Genomic DNA, 16301 nt, shown 5'->3' with positions numbered 1-16301 from the left:
TTAAAAATCGATTAGCTTACTAGATAAATAACATTTTGTCGGTTGAATATTGATTACATCGAATATGTTAAGATACTGTTATCATGTGTTTGGAGAATTCACTATTTTGAACAGATAATTTAACAAAATTTAACCCATGAGAAAAATTTACTTATTACTAAGTGCTCTCTTGATTACATTCGCCGTCTCGGCTCAATGTAATTATACCTTAGAACTTACCGACAACCTCGGTAACGACTGGGTTTCAGGAGGTAACCTTACGGCAAATACTGGTGTTGATGTCACCGTGGCCGGAACAACCACCACTTATGCTATTCAAACTGGTAGTGCAAATCCACCAGCTGTTGAGACTTACAGCATAACAGTTAATGACGGAGATGCGTTGGTTATTGATTATCGACCAACACAATTTCCTGGAGATGGAACATTTAGATTATTGGATTCTGAAGGAATATTAGTCTATGATGCAGGATTTAACAATTCTGGAGGTATGGCTATTTTTAGTGGTAATGCCACTTGTCCAACTTGTCCAGCTGTAAGTAACATAACGGCAGGAAATGTTGTCGCTGATTCGGCAGAGATAGCTTGGACTGCTGGAGGAAGCGAAACGTCTTGGATAATAGAATATGGTATTAGTCCCTATACTTGTGGTTCTGGTGGAACTCAAGTTACTGTAAATTCTAATCCAGCAACGCTTTCAGGTTTAAGTTCTGTTACATCATATGATGTTTATGTAATTGCTGATTGTGGTAGTGGAGATTTCAGTGCTTGTCAAGGTCCTGTAACGTTTACAACAACAGAATCTTGTCCATCTGCTTCAAACTTTGCTCCTGTAACAAATACTTCTAATAGTATCTCATTTGTATGGGATTCAAATGGTAACCCAAATCCAGTAGTTAATATTGAGTACGCTTTACAAGGAGTGATAACTACACCAGGAACTGGTCAAGGAACTGTTGTTCAGCAATTTACTGCTCCTTTTGCAGATGTTACTGGATTAGCTTCTGACACGTGCTATGACTTCTTTGTGCAAATTGACTGTGGAGCTGGTGATTTAAGTTTATGGTCTGGACCGTATCAAGCTTGTACTTTAATAAGTTGTTTTCCGGTTTCTAGTTTAGAATCCGTTTTTGTAGGTCCAGATTCTGCTGATATTTCATGGTCTGCAGGACAAACTGGGTCAACAGAATGGGAAATTAATTATGCTCCTGTAGGAACGATTACCACTCCATTTGATTCACCTGCTCAAGGTACAGTGGTAACATCAAATAGTGCAAACTACTCAATTACTTCTTTAACTCCGGATACTGAGTATGATGTTTATGTAAGAGAGGTTTGTGATCCTAATTTGCCAGATTACAGTACAGCAGAACAAATAACAGTTTTTACTCAATGTCTTCCTTTGACTGCTACAACTGCCATGCCTTATGTGGAAGATTTTGAATCTTTTACTGGTACAACAAATTTTTCAAGAGAAAACTGCTGGTCAGCAGAATTTGTTTCAACCAATACATTCAGTCAATATGAATGGGCTGTTACCACTTCAGGTACAACACCTTCAGCGGGAACTGGACCTGATGCTGCTAACAGTGGTACTAATTATATGTTTACTGAAACTTTAGGTTCAGATGGAGATACTGCAACATTATTTTCTCCAATTATTAATGTAGATGGTTTAACTGAACCATCTGTTCAATTTGCTTATTTCTTATATGGAGCAAATATGGGAAGCTTAAGTGTTGATGTTTGGGATGGAAGTGCTTGGCAAACAGGATTATTTGCGACTTCTGGACAAATTCAAACTTCAGGATCTGATCCATGGGAAAATGCGATCATTAACTTAGCTGGTTATACTGGAGATATTCAAGTAAGATTTGTATCTACCAGAGTAGGATTTACAACTGGAGATATGGCAATTGATGACTTCAGTATAGAGGAAGCTCCTGCTTGTGCACCAGTTGCTTTATTAGGTACAGGTGTATTAAATGCAAATGATGCTGAAATTCTTTGGACTAGTCAAGGATCAGAAACATCATGGATAATTGAATATGGTCCAACTGGTTTTACACCAGGTACAGCTTCAACAGATCCTAATGTATTTGAAGTTACTGCAGGTACAAATCCATTCACTTTAACAGGTCTAATGCCTAACACAGCTTATGATTTCTACGTAGCTGCAGACTGTGGTTCTGGTACATTAAGTACACAAACCGGTCCAGCAACCTTTAGAACGGCGTTTTTACCACCTCAAGGAGTTACGTGTCCTAATGGTGACAATGTATTTGCTTTTCAAGAAGAGTTTGAAAACAATGATAATGGTTGGACGGGTGACATAGGAGTAGGAACCACTACTGCTGGTTTATGGAATTTTAATAGAGCGATTTCACCAACTTCTACAGGCACGGGTCCTGACGCTCCTTTTAGTGGAGGCGGATTCGCGTATTTAGAAACTAGTGGAACATTTACAGTTGCTGAAATAGTTTCACCAGCAATTGATCTAAGTTTTGCAACTGATAGTGCTGAACTATCTTTCTATTATTTTGCTTATGGTGCTGAAGTGGATACGTTTGAAGTAAATGTTTCTAACTCACCTACAGGTCCTTGGACTAATGTATTTACTGCGCAAGGTCAATTACAAACTGCTGGATCTGATCCGTGGGCACCAGTAGGTGTTAATCTTGATGCATACCTAGGACAAACAATTTATTTACAAATTACAGGTCAAGAAGCTCCTGGTAGCACTGGATTTGCAGCTGATATAGCTATAGATTTAATGAGAATAGAAACTTGTGGAGCCTTTTGTTCTCCACCTAATCAAATAGCATTATCCAATATTACCGATACAACTGTAGATATTGACTTTAATGATACCAATGCTACAGCTGCTTCTAATTTTGAATATATTGTAGTACCAGCTGGAAGTACACCACCTGATGCAACTACTAGTGGTACAGCAACTTCAACAACAACAGGAAATACTGCAACAGGTCTTACGGCATTTACCGATTATGACGTTTACGTAAGAACAGATTGTTCTGGGGCTGCTGGATTCTCTTCTTGGTCAGGTCCAGTAAGTTTTCAAACAACTTGTGCAGCGTTTGCAGCTCCTTATTTTGAAGGATTTGAAGCTTTTACAGTATCAACCTCTTTTGTAGAAGAAAACTGTTGGAGTACTCCTCAAACAACTGGATATACTTGGGATGTGAGTACTGGTGGTACAGGTTCTACGAATACTGGTCCATTAGCAGCTTACAATGGAAATAATTATTTCTTTACTGAAGCTTCTTCTGGAACGACTGGAGCAGTTGCAGAGTTAGATTCTCCTTTGATTGACTTATCTGCACTTACTACACCTACCTTGACATTTGCTTACCATATGTGGGGACCGGATTTTGATAATCTTGCAATCGATATTAATGATGGTTCTACTTGGATATTAGATGTGTTCACACTTACTGGACAACAACAGACTAATCAGGCTGATCCATGGCAGATTGCACAAGTAGATTTATCTGCTTACGCGAATATGACTATTCAAATTAGATTTAGAGGAACGAGAGGAACTTCGTTTGGTGGAGATATATCTATCGATGACGTAACTGTTGATGAATTACCTACTTGTCCTAACGTATCTGACTTGAACGCTGACTCAATTACTTCTACTGAAGCTAATTTGTTCTGGAATGAAAATGATACGGCTACTTCATGGGAATATGAATATGATGTAACTGGATTTACTCAAGGATCAAGTGCTACGGGAGTACAAACTACAAGTACTAATACAGGTGAATTAATTAGTGGTCTAACTCCAGATACAACCTATGATTACTATGTTAGATCTGCATGTCCTAATGGTGGATTTAGTAACTGGGTAGGTCCTTTCTCATTTACAACTAGGTGTGCGCCGTTAACAGCTCCATATGCTAACGATTTTGATTCAGACCCAATAGATGGTTTAAATAATTGTGAGTCAAATTTAATTGTAGGTAGTGGAACAACAGCTGCACTAGTAGAAGTTGAGGACTTCATTGCAAATTCTGGTTCGCAACATATTTACATGTATAGCGGTAGTCCAGCAGCTACTGAAATCTTCTGGATTTCTCCAGAATTCTCTGACTTAAGCAATGACAAACGAGTTAAATTCCAAGCTTATGATCGTGATACAGGAGGAATTGAAGTTGGGGTTATGACTGACCCTACTGATTCTTCTACCTTTACAAGTGTTCAAACTTTTGCCAATGCTGATTTACCGGATGATCAATATGAACTGATAACTGTAAACTTTACTAGTATTACAACAACTGGTGGATTTGTAGCTATTAAATTCAATCCGTTTGGAGCATTTGATGCTATGTATATTGACGACTTTGTGTACGAAGTACAGCCTAGTTGTTTAGAACCAGCTAATTTATCAACGGTTGCTGTTGCAGACACTACCGCAGACCTTGATTGGGATGCAGGAGCAACAGAGACAGAGTGGGACGTAGTTGTAGGTCCAGTAGGTTTTGACCCATTAGACCCAGCAACTTATGCAATTCCATTAGTTAACGTACTGACAAATAGCAATGTTCAGGTTACAGGATTAACACCTGAAACCGATTATGAATTCTACGTGCTAGCTAGATGTGGAGCTGGTGATGAAAGTGTTTTCACAGGCCCTGAACCATTTACAACAACTTGTGCAGCTTTTACAGCTCCTTATTTCAACGGATTTGAAAATATGGCAACAAGCACATCTTTTGTAGAAGATGATTGTTGGACAGCTTCATCTGATAGCGCATACGATTGGAATGTTGATGGTAGCGGTTCTACTCCTTCTACAGGAACAGGACCTCTTAATGCAAATACAGGATCAAATTATTTCTATACTGAAGCATCAAGTGGTGCAGTAGGAGATACTGCAACCTTAGTTACTCCGTTGATTGATCTATCAGGATTAACAACGCCATCGGTAGAGTTCTTTTACCACATGTTCGGTGGTGAAATAGGTACACTAGACCTTGAAATTTATGATGGTACTTCTTGGACAAATATCTTTACTGTTGGTCCAGGTCAACAGCAAACAGCTCAGGCTGATCCGTGGTTACCACAATTAGTTGATCTAACTGCTTACGCTGGTCAAACGGTTCAATTTAGATTCATAGCTACTTCAAATGGTACTTTTGAAGGTGATATATCTATTGATGATTTTAAAGTGGATGAATTACCTGCATGTCCTAATCCATCTGTTCTTACTGTAGCAAATGTTACTGACGCAAGTGCGGATTTAAGTTGGACTGAGAACGGCTCATCTACTTCTTGGATTGTTGAGTATGGCCCTTGTGGATTTACACCGGGAACGGCTTCTACCGATCCTAACGTGTTTGAAGTAACAGCTACAACGAATTCTAATTTTGTAATTACAGGTTTAACAAGTGAAACTTGTTATGAATTCTATGTTACTGCAGATTGTGGTGGAGGAACTTTAAGTAGCGCAACTGGTCCTGGAACATTTACCACGGCTTGTTCAGCATTTGTAGCTCCATATTCAGAAGGTTTTGAGTCTTTTACAGTTACCACTTCATTTGTTGAAGAAAATTGTTGGAGTACTCCTCAAACATCAGGATACACTTGGGATGTTAGTACAGGTGGTACTGGATCAACTAATACAGGTCCTACAGCTGCAGCGACAGGATCTAATTATTTCTTTACTGAAGCATCTTCAGGAAGTGCAGGTTCAGAAGCAGAATTAGTGTCCCCTTTAATAGACATGACTGCATTAACTAATCCAGCATTAAGTTTTGCATATCACATGTGGGGTCCAGATTTTGATACCTTACATGTTGATGTGAATGATGGTTCAGGTTGGGATCTAGATGTGTTCACTCTTGTTGGACAACAACAGGTAAATCAAACAGACGCTTGGCAAACTGCTATAGTTCCACTAGGAGCATACAACGGTGCTACAATTTCTGTTAGATTTAGAGGTACACGTGGTGCTTCTTTCGGTGGAGATATAGCTATAGATGATGTAGCTGTAGAGGACTTCAACGGCTGTTTGACTCCGTCTAGCATTACTGTTGCTAATATTACAGCGACAACTGCAGATGTATCTTGGACAGCAGGTGGATCTGAAACTGCATGGGAATATGTTGTAGTTACAGCTGGTTCTGGAGCTCCTACAGGTGCAGGAACATCTACAACAACAACTACCGTGACTGAAAGCGGTCTTACTGCTTCTACAAGTTATGAAGTTTATGTGCGTGCAGATTGTGGAATGGGTAACTTTAGTACGTGGGTAGGCCCAATTACCTTCAGTACTGCATGTTTACCGGTTACATCATATCCTTATGCGGCAGATATGTCTCAAAATGCACCTAATACTTGTTGGGATGAAGCAGGATCTGGTGATATAGCTTCTGGTCCTTCAGGATTAGGAACTTCTGACTGGAGAGATTCTAGAGCCTATACAGATATTAATGGTACAGTGGTTAATTCAAATGCACTTAACTTATTCCAAAATGTAGATCAGGAATGGCTAATCTCAGAGGATTTTGATTTATCAGGAACTTCTAATGATGAACTTACGATTGAAGTAGCCGTAACTGATTGGACCACTTCGGGTATCTCTGATGCTACAGATACTGATACAATGGGGTCTGATGATCAGGTTGATTTATTAGTTTCTACTGATAATGGTGTGACTTGGACTTCTCTATTTACGTGGACAGTGGCAAATCAGCCTGCTGTAACAGGTACTAGAGAGATAATTGATATTAGTGCTTACAGTGGAATTACAAGATTTGCAATTTACGCAACTGATGGTGCAGTTGATGATCTTGAAGATTACGATTTCCATGTAGGAGTATTTGAAATTGACGCAGCAGCTAGCGTTGATAATACTCAGGAATTAGGATTTACTTATTATCCTAACCCAACTGTAGATGTAGTAAATATTAACGCTGTAAATACCATAGATTCTGTTTCAGTAACAAATCTAAGTGGTCAACGTGTTGTTAGTCTTAAACCAGCGTCTCAAAATGCGGTAATTGATCTTTCGACTTATTCTACAGGAATGTATTTAATTCAGGTTACTAGTAACGGTGCAACTAAAACTGTACGAGTAATTAAAGAATAACTTCATTTCTTTATACTTAAAAGGCCGCCTCGTGCGGCCTTTTTTTATTTGTATTTTTGAAATGTGAAAAGCATTGATTATTCATTTATAATTCCCGTTTACAATCGGCCAGACGAGCTTGAAAAATTGTTGAAGAGTCTGGAAAAATTAAATTTTGACAGATCTTTTGAGGTTGTGATTATAGAAGATGGGTCTACTTCAAAGTCTGATATAGTATGTTCTCGCTTTCGCGAAAGCGTAAACATTTCATACTATTTTAAACCGAACTCTGGGCCTGGTGATTCTCGTAATTATGGTATGAGTAGAGCGCAAGGTGATTATTTTATAATTCTGGATAGTGATTGTTTAATACCAGAAAATTACTTGAATGAAGTTGATGAGTTTTTAAAAAACGATTTTGTACATTGTTATGGAGGTCCAGATGCAGCACACGAGAGTTTTACCGATTTACAAAAAGCGATCAATTATTCAATGACATCTTTCCTTACTACAGGAGGAATTAGAGGTGGTGGTGAACAACTAGGTAAATTTCAACCGAGAAGCTTTAATATGGGATTAAGTAAAAAGGCTTTTGAGGATACTGGTGGTTTTGGTACGATTCATCCTGGTGAAGATCCTGATCTAAGTATACGGTTATGGCAATCTGGATATGAAACTAAGCTTATTAAAAAGGCATATGTTTATCATGAAAGAAGAATATCGTGGACTTTATTTAAAAAGCAAGTTGAAAAATTTGGAAAGGTTAGGGTAATTTTAAATAAATGGCATCCACAAACATCAAAACTTACCTTTTGGTTTCCCTCTCTTTTTATATTGGGAGCTATGTTTAGTGTTGCTTTTTCACTGCTAGGTTATGTTGAATTGTTATTAGTCTATACCACTTACTTTTTTCTTATTTTTATTGATGCTACGATTAAGAATAATATAAGTGTAGGATTCAAAGCTGTGTATGCAACAATGGTACAGTTCTATGGATACGGTATCGGTTTCCTTACTTCTTTCATAGCTATTAAAATTCTTAACAAAAATGAGAAAGAGGCTTTTCCAAAACTATTTTTTAAATGATTAAGGCAAGTAAAAATAATTATGGGGTCCTTCTCACATTCATATTAGGAAGTGCGATAGTTTGGTTCATTTTAAAATATGGAAGTACTTATCAAGATACCGTAGATATTGAAATCAATTGGGATAATTTACCTATCGAATACGAATTTGAAAATCAAAATAATACTATTACTGTTCCTGCTGTAGTACGAGGTTCGGGTTATAGTATTATTTATAGGAAGCTGTTTAATTATCAAGTAAATTTAGATTTTAAAGAATGGGTGAGGACTGATTCTAATCCACATTTTATTCCTAATGATGCATTTATTGCAATTAATCAAATGACTGATGGTTTAAGTTTGGTTTCTTTGAGTAACAAACCAGTTACTGTTGATGTTTATAGAAAACTTAGTAAAAAAGTACCTATCGATAAAAACTTAATCATTGATTTTAAAGATGCCTATAGACTAGTTAAAGAGCCTATATTTTCTATTGATAGTGTTCTTATTTCTGGTGCAGAAGGTGAATTAGCAGATTTTAAGAACTTGGTGTTGGATAAAGAATCTATCACGTTAGATCGTGATACAACAACAGTTCAAGTAGATTTAAATAAATATTTCACGACAGCTAAAGTTGCTCCTAATGAATTAACCATTACCTTTATAGCTCAACCCTATACGGAATTTACTACCACCAAAAGCTTAAAGGATATTTCGATTCCAAATACTTATTACCTTACTGTTGATAGTTTACAAGTAAAAGGAAACAAACCATTGAATACTGTGGTTAATCGTAAGGATTTATCAATAACTTTAGAGCTACCAAAAATATTATCAGATTCATTGATGCTAATACCTTCAGTTTCTTCTAACATTAAAGAACTACAAGGGTTAAGAACTATTCCAAACACTGTAATGATAGTATCAAAAAAATGAGAGTAATAGGTATTACAGGAGGAATCGGAAGTGGAAAAACCACAGTGGTTAACATGTTTAAATCATACGGTGTACCATTATTTATCGCAGATGATGAAGCTAAACTAATTTTGGCTAAAGATCATACTGTAATTAATAAAGTAAAATTGTTACTAGGAGATGACGCTTACGTCAAGATTGATGGTGTTGAACAACCTAGTAGAAAGTTTATTGCTTCAAAAGTTTTCAATGATAAAGAGTTATTGAAAGAGCTTAACAAAATTATACATCCTGCAGTTAGATTAAAATTTAATGATTGGGTAGCCGCTCAAGATGCTGTTTATGGAATGTATGAAGCAGCTATTTTATACGAAAGTGGTGGAGATTCCATTTGCGATTCTGTTGTTTTAATTACTGCACCAAGGTCGGTAAGAGTGCAAAGAGTCATGGCGAGAGATAAGGTTACTGAAGAGGAAGTGATCGCTAGAATGGAGAATCAGTGGACTGAATTAAAAAAATTAAATAAAGCAGAATTTGTACTTCCAAATAAAGATATTGAACAAACGAAACGTTTTGTATGTTATTTAAACGATTTTTTGTTAAATAATTGAATTATACTCAATAAAAATTAAAGTTAATACTAGGTTAAAAGCTTTTTAACAGAATTAATACTCATTAATTTTGTTTCGTGAATAATATTAAGGGAGTTTTCTTTAATCTGATAGTAATGGGTATCGCGTTAGGTGGTATCCTAGTTATACAGATATATTGGATTGTGAATGGGCTGTATGAGAAAGAGCAACAGTTTTCATTTGCTATTAAGCAAACATTAGCAGAAGCGGCATCTCAATTAGAAGAAAAGGAGGTTGAACGCTATTACGATTTATTTCAAAGTTTAAAGGATAGTCTAGGTGGTAATCCAGACTCTAGAACAGTGCGTGAATTAATTTTAATTCAACGTAATGAAGAATTAGAGGAAATAACAACCTACTCCAATAGTTTACTCACAGAAAATTACAAACTCAATCCAAAGCTATTAGACATAGATCTAGATAGTGTAACCTTTACTAAATTATTTAATAAACAATCTAAAGTTTCTCAACAAGCTAAAACTATTGATGGTTTAAAAGCTAGCCAGCGCAATTCGTATGAACAGCTTTCAAAAATGGAAGAATATGAAAAGCGTTTAATTGGTAACATGGTGTCTGAGTTTAATAGTTACTTACCACTTACTCAAAGAACTTCTGTTAATGAAGTAAGAGAGTTGTTAAAGAAGGAACTTAAAAAAAGACAGATAGACACCGATTTTGAATTTGCTATATACCAGGATGGTCTAGCGACTCGTATAAGTTCAGAAAATTTTGATTTTCTAACGGATGCAACCTGGAGTTATCCCGTATTTACCACTAATTCAAAGGATGTAGAACCTTATGAGTTATCCATTAATTTGCCAGGTAGACAAAAGTATCTTTTGTCCTCCATTATTTGGATGGCTTTGCTTGTATTTCTTTTTACGTCTATAATAGGTATGGCTTATGCTCATGTTTATACTCAGTCCAAAAAACAAAAAGAAATTTCTCAAATTAAAACCGATTTCATTAATAACATGACACATGAGTTTAAAACTCCCATCGCTACAATAAACCTAGCTCTGGATAGTCTTAAACACCCAAAAATAGCGAGCGATCCAGAAAAAATTAAGAATTACCTGGGTATGATTAGGGAAGAGAATAAACGCATGCACAGTCAGGTTGAGAATGTTCTTCAAATTTCAAAATTGGAGAAAAGTGATCTTAATTTAGAAAAACACAGAGAAGATGTTAATGAACTTGTTGAAGAGGCAATATCTCATATACAATTGATTTTAGAAGAAAAAAATGGAGTTGTAAATACTTATTTTGGAGCCCTAAAGACTGAGGTTTTAGTCAATCAAAGTCATACTCTCAATGTGTTTGTCAACATTTTAGAAAACGCTATAAAATATTCTGAAGAAGCACCAATAATTGATGTGTTTACAGAAAATATTAAAAATAAAGTCGTTATCAAAGTTAGAGATAACGGTATAGGAATGTCCAAGGCTGCTCAAAGAAAAATTTTCCAAAAATTTTACCGAGAACATACCGGAGATATTCATAACGTAAAAGGACATGGTTTAGGTCTGGCCTATGCAAAACGCATACTAGATGATTGTCATGGAGAAATTTACGTAGAAAGCACTAAAGGTGTAGGAAGTACATTTAGTATTCACCTGCCTTTACTAACCTAAATATTAACTAAATAATTACTACTTATGGAAACTGAAAACAAAAAATACTATTAGTTGAGGATGATCCAAATTTTGGAACTGTTCTTAGAGATTATCTTGCTATGAACGACTTTGATGTGGTTCATGCGAAAAACGGAATGGAAGGTTTCGAAAAATTTAAAAAGGATAATTACGATTTATGTATTCTTGACGTGATGATGCCTTATAAAGATGGGTATACTCTAGCTAAAGAAATACGTGAAAAAAATGAAGATGTACCTATCATTTTCTTAACAGCAAAAGCCATGAAGGAAGATGTATTGAGAGGTTATAAAGTAGGTGCTGATGACTACCTGAACAAACCTTTTGATAGTGAAGTCTTACTTATGAAAATTAAAGCTATACTACAGCGTAAAGGACAAGATAGTATTGCTGATAGTAAAGAATTCGAATTTCAAATAGGTAACTTCCATTTAAATTCTAAACTTAGATTCCTTACTTATAATGATGATGAACCTATAAAGTTATCACCAAAAGAAAACGATCTTCTGAGATTACTAGCGCTGCATATCAATGATCTTATGCCTCGTGAATTAGCTCTAACAAAAATCTGGAGAGATGATAATTACTTCACCTCAAGATCTATGGATGTTTATATTGCAAAACTGCGTAAGTATCTTAAGAAGGACGATAATGTTGAGATTGTAAATATACACGGAGAAGGATTCCGTTTACTTATAAAAGATCAAGTAGATTATTAATCAAATCGATCTGTAAGTAGTTTATGTACTCGCTGTACAATTTCAGTATGGCGAGTACTATAATTAAACCAGTGAACTTGGTTATCCTTGCGGTACCATGTCATTTGGCGTTTAGCAAATCTTCTAGAGTTACGTTTAATTAAACGAATAGCCTCGTCAAGATCTATTTTATTTTCAAAATAAGGAAACAGTTCTTGGTATCCTACGGTTTGTAAAGCTGTAAGTTCTTTAAAAGGTAAAAGGCTTTTAGCTTCTTCAATTAATCCATTATCGATCATTAAATCTACTCTTTGATTAATGCGATCATATAACGTTTCTCGAGGAGCTTCTAGTCCGATTTTAATAGTTTGAAAATTGCGTTCTTGTTCATTACCAGATCTCAATTCCTGCATCGTTTTACCACTTGCTCTATACAAAGAAAGAGCTCTAAGTAATCTCCTAGAATTATGCATATCTACTTGATTAGCGTATTCTGGATCGACTTTTATTAACTCTTGTTGTAGACTGGATATACCTTTTTCTTTTAATTGAAGCTCTAGCTCATCAAGTATTGAATCAGGAACATCAGGAAAGTCATCTAGACCATGTGTAACTGCCTTTTCAAATAAAGCGCTTCCACCTACCATTATGACAACATCGTTTTTCTCAAAAAGGTGATTTAAAATTGTTAACGCTTCCTTCTCAAAATCTCCTGCACTCATGGGATTATGAATACTACGGTCTTGAATAAAATAATGAGTCGCAGCTGCTTGTTCTTCTAGGGAAGGAGCAGCGGTCCCTATATTCATTTCCTTGTAACACTGCCTGCTATCGCAGGAAATGATAGCTGTTTGATACGCTTTCGCGAAAGCGATACTTAAATCAGTCTTTCCAATTGCTGTAGGTCCAACTATGGTAAGAAGTGTTTTTTTAGTCATGGAGCTCATAACCGCATTTGTGACAAAATTGAGCACCATCCTGATGTTTTTTTGCTAAACAATTTTGACAGACTTGAGTATTTACATGTCGATAATTAGGATTGTCTTTTTTTACTTCTTTCGAATATTCTGCACTTACGATACCTGTAGGCACAGCAATTATTCCATATCCCATTATCATAATTACTGTAGCGATAAATTGCCCTAACGGTGTTACTGGAGCAATATCTCCAAATCCTACTGTGGTAAGTGTGACAATGCACCAATAGATACTTTTTGGGATGCTATCAAAACCACTGTCTGCACCTTCTACAAGATACATAAGGGTTCCCATTATTATAGAAACAACTAGCACAGCAAATAGAAATACGGCAATTTTTGGTCCGCTTGCGCGTATGGATTTGGATAATTTATCCGCTTCACCAATGTATCTTGTTACTTTTAAAATTCTAAATACGCGTAGTAATCTTAAAGCTCTCACTGCAATAAGAGCATTGAGGCCTGTTATAAATAGGGTAAGATATAAGGGTATTGTAGAGAGTAAATCTATAACTCCATAAAAGCTAAAGATATACTTAGATGGTTTATTGATGGATATGATCCGTAGTATGTATTCAATAGTAAAGAAAATGGTTATAATCCATTCTGCAATAATAAATTGATTAGCGTATTCTTCACCTATTCCAGGAACACTTTCTAGCGCTACCAGAATTACGCTCATTAGGATGAGAATAAGTAATACTACATCAAAAATCTTCCCTGCTGGTGTATCTGCCTCATAAATGATTTCATGGACTTTTTGACGCCACAGGGAAGATGTTGTATTGTTGCTCATATATTATCTAGGATATCGTGCTGGCATAGCCTCGTGCATGATTTCATACACTTTATCAAAGATATCATCTTTACTAGGTTTTGAGAAATAATCACCATCTGTAGAGTAGGCTGGTCTGTGAGCTCTTGCGCTCAAACACTGTGGTTTGCTATCTAGATATCTCCAAGCGTTTTGCTCATCAACAATTTTTTGAAGGATAAAAGCGCTAGCTCCACCAGGTACATCTTCATCAATAACTAATAATCTATTGGTGTTTTGTACACTTTTTACTATATCGTGATTAAGGTCAAAAGGTAACAAGGACTGAATATCTATAATTTCAATATCTATTCCTACTCGTTCAAGTTCCACAGCTGCTTCCTCAATAATACGCAAGGTTGAACCATAAGAAACAACGGTAATATCACTACCTGTTTTTATGGTTTCAACAACTCCTACAGGAGTTCTAAACTCTCCTAAGTTTACAGGTAATTTTTCTTTAAGACGATATCCGTTTAGACATTCAACGATAAGGGCAGGCTCATCGCTTGCCATAAGAGTGTTATAGAAACCAGCTGCCTTGGTCATGTTTCTAGGTACTAGAACATGAATACCTCTTACTAGATTAATGATTCCACCCATTGGTGAACCACTGTGCCAAATTCCTTCTAGGCGATGACCTCTAGTTCTTATAATTACTGGAGCTTTTTGTTTACCGGCAGTTCTATATTGAACAGTAGCTAGATCATCACTCATGATCTGTAAGCAGTAAAGTAAATAATCTAGGTATTGGATTTCGGCAATAGGTCGTAATCCTCGCATTGCTAGACCGATTCCTTGTCCTAAAATAGTAGCTTCTCTAATTCCGGTGTCTGATACTCTTAATTCACCGTATTTTTCTTGCATTCCTTCAAGACCTTGATTAACGTCTCCTATTTCTCCAGCATCTTCACCAAATACCATAACCTCTGGATGGGCAGCAAATAATGCGTCAAAATTATCTCTCATGATAACTCTAGCATCTACCTCATTGCTGTCCTCATTATAGACTGGATCTACAGCTTGTATGTTGACTACAGCCTTATCAGACTTACTAAAAAGATAATCGCTGTATTTAGGTTGAATGGTCGATTCATAATCACTTAAAAATGCTTTAAGTTGATCAATTTCATCATGATTTTCTCCTATTGTATATCGTAAGGTTTGTTTTATAGTTTCAAAAACTTCTTTTCTAATAGGCTCTTTAGTTTCTTTTAATTTAGAAATTAAAGGTTGAATGAAAACTTGATTATCACTTACGTTCGCAACTTTTTCTAGGTGTTGTACCGCTTCATCTCTTTCTTTAAGAATAGGATTGATGAATGCAGTCCACGCTGCTTTTTTACCGTTACGTACTTCTTTTTTAATGTCTTTCTCTAAGGCCGACAGCTCATCATCTGTAGCAAAGTCATTTTCAATCAGCCATTTTCTAAATTGTGCGTTACAATCATATTCTGCTTCCCAAGCTAGTCTTTCTTCATCCTTATAACGCTCATGAGAGCCACTAGTACTGTGACCTTGTGGCTGTGTGAGTTCATCCACATGAATCATTACCGGTACATGCTCTTCTCTAGCAATTTTACTAGCTTTTTCATAAGCCTCAACTAGAGCTACATAATCCCAACCTTTAACTACAATTATTTCATAACCCTTGCCGTCTTCATTTCTTTGAAAACCTGCCTGAATCTTACTTATACTTTCTTTTGTAGTTTGATGACGTGCATGAACCGAGATTCCATAATCGTCATCCCACACGCTGATTACCATAGGTACTTGCAGGACTCCGGCTGCATTAAAGGTTTCCCAAAAATGGCCTTCACTTGTACTTGCATTACCTATCGTTCCCCAGGCAACTTCATTACCTTTATTTGAAAATCCATTATCTGCAGGAATAAGGTCATTGTGACGATATACTTTACTAGCTTGTGCAAGACCTAATAATCTAGGCATTTGTCCAGCAGTAGGAGAAATATCGCTACTACTATTTTTTTGATCGATTAATCTTTTCCAATTTCCTTTCTCATCAAGACTGTGTGTCGCAAAGTGACCACCCATTTGTCTTCCTGCGCTCATTGGTTCCTCTTTGATGTCGGTGTTTGCATACAGTCCAGCAAAAAACTGCTCGATAGTAAGTTCACCTATAGCCATCATGAAGGTTTGATCTCGATAATAACCGCTTCTAAAATCACCATTTTCAAAAGCGCGAGCCCAAGCAAGTTGAGGAAGCTCTTTTCCATCACCGAAGATTCCAAATTTAGCTTTTCCTGTAAGTACTTCGCGGCGACCTAGTAGACTACATTCGCGACTAGTTACCGCAATTTTATAATCTTTAAGGACTTCGTTTTTAAAGTCTTCTTTTTTTAGAGAAACAGTAGGGTTTTCAGTTGCTTGCATAGAATTTTATATTACTGCAAAAATACGGAGATTAAAGCCCGTTTGCAATAGTGTAA

Annotated in this window: 8 protein-coding genes and 1 pseudogene; 6 read left to right on the top strand and 3 right to left on the bottom strand. The window is 36.3% G+C overall.

What is annotated here, in order from left to right; translation table 11 throughout:
• Window positions 1–136 precede the first annotated feature (136 nt).
• From BST93_RS11480 to BST93_RS11455, 6 genes and pseudogenes are all read left to right on the top strand, one after another.
• Window positions 137–7117: a fibronectin type III domain-containing protein gene (locus tag BST93_RS11480; RefSeq protein WP_105019263.1), complete on the top strand. Its 6981-nt coding sequence runs from the start codon at window positions 137–139 to the stop codon at window positions 7115–7117.
• A 72-nt stretch (window positions 7118–7189) separates the two neighbouring features.
• Complete coding sequence (locus BST93_RS11475; protein ID WP_105019295.1) at window positions 7190–8182, top strand: glycosyltransferase family 2 protein; 993 nt, start codon at window positions 7190–7192, stop codon at window positions 8180–8182.
• On the top strand, window positions 8179–9096 hold the full coding sequence (locus BST93_RS11470; protein WP_105019262.1) for a YbbR-like domain-containing protein: 918 nt from the start codon (window positions 8179–8181) through the stop codon (window positions 9094–9096). Before BST93_RS11475 ends, BST93_RS11470 begins: the two co-directional genes overlap by 4 nt.
• The gene (gene coaE / locus BST93_RS11465) at window positions 9093–9686 is read left to right on the top strand and encodes a dephospho-CoA kinase (RefSeq protein WP_105019261.1); all 594 of its coding nucleotides are present in this window, start codon (window positions 9093–9095) and stop codon (window positions 9684–9686) included. Before BST93_RS11470 ends, coaE begins: the two co-directional genes overlap by 4 nt.
• A 77-nt stretch (window positions 9687–9763) precedes the next feature.
• A complete protein-coding gene (locus BST93_RS11460; protein ID WP_258150531.1) occupies window positions 9764–11341 on the top strand; it encodes a sensor histidine kinase in 1578 nt (525 codons plus the stop codon).
• A 24-nt stretch (window positions 11342–11365) separates the two neighbouring features.
• Window positions 11366–12081: pseudogene (locus BST93_RS11455) on the top strand (response regulator transcription factor).
• Here BST93_RS11455 and miaA read toward each other — a convergent pair.
• From miaA to BST93_RS11440, 3 genes are read right to left on the bottom strand one after another with little or no spacing between them, the layout of a single operon-like run.
• A complete protein-coding gene (miaA, locus tag BST93_RS11450; RefSeq protein ID WP_258150530.1) occupies window positions 12078–13037 on the bottom strand; it encodes a tRNA (adenosine(37)-N6)-dimethylallyltransferase MiaA in 960 nt (319 codons plus the stop codon). The pseudogene BST93_RS11455 and the gene miaA overlap by 4 nt on opposite strands.
• A complete protein-coding gene (locus BST93_RS11445) occupies window positions 12991–13833 on the bottom strand; it encodes an ion transporter (RefSeq protein WP_105019257.1) in 843 nt (280 codons plus the stop codon). The genes miaA and BST93_RS11445 overlap by 47 nt, the downstream gene beginning before the upstream one ends.
• A gap of 3 nt (window positions 13834–13836) precedes the next feature.
• A complete protein-coding gene (locus BST93_RS11440; RefSeq protein ID WP_060524605.1) occupies window positions 13837–16245 on the bottom strand; it encodes an alpha-ketoacid dehydrogenase subunit alpha/beta in 2409 nt (802 codons plus the stop codon).
• Window positions 16246–16301: the final 56 nt, after the last annotated feature.

The sequence above is a fragment of the Nonlabens tegetincola genome (assembly GCF_002954355.1).
GTDB lineage: Bacteria > Bacteroidota > Bacteroidia > Flavobacteriales > Flavobacteriaceae > Nonlabens > Nonlabens tegetincola.
Note: the sequence above shows the minus strand (reverse complement) of the source record. Positions and strands in the feature narration are given on the sequence as shown.

Coding starts and splice junctions, on each gene's coding strand:
- BST93_RS11480 (WP_105019263.1), top strand. CDS start 137: ATGAGAAAAATTTACTTATTACTAAGTGCTCTCTTGATTACATTCGCC.
- BST93_RS11470 (WP_105019262.1), top strand. CDS start 8,179: ATGATTAAGGCAAGTAAAAATAATTATGGGGTCCTTCTCACATTCATA.
- coaE (WP_105019261.1), top strand. CDS start 9,093: ATGAGAGTAATAGGTATTACAGGAGGAATCGGAAGTGGAAAAACCACA.
- miaA (WP_258150530.1), bottom strand. CDS start 13,037: ATGGTGCTCAATTTTGTCACAAATGCGGTTATGAGCTCCATGACTAAA.
- BST93_RS11445 (WP_105019257.1), bottom strand. CDS start 13,833: ATGAGCAACAATACAACATCTTCCCTGTGGCGTCAAAAAGTCCATGAA.
- BST93_RS11440 (WP_060524605.1), bottom strand. CDS start 16,245: ATGCAAGCAACTGAAAACCCTACTGTTTCTCTAAAAAAAGAAGACTTT.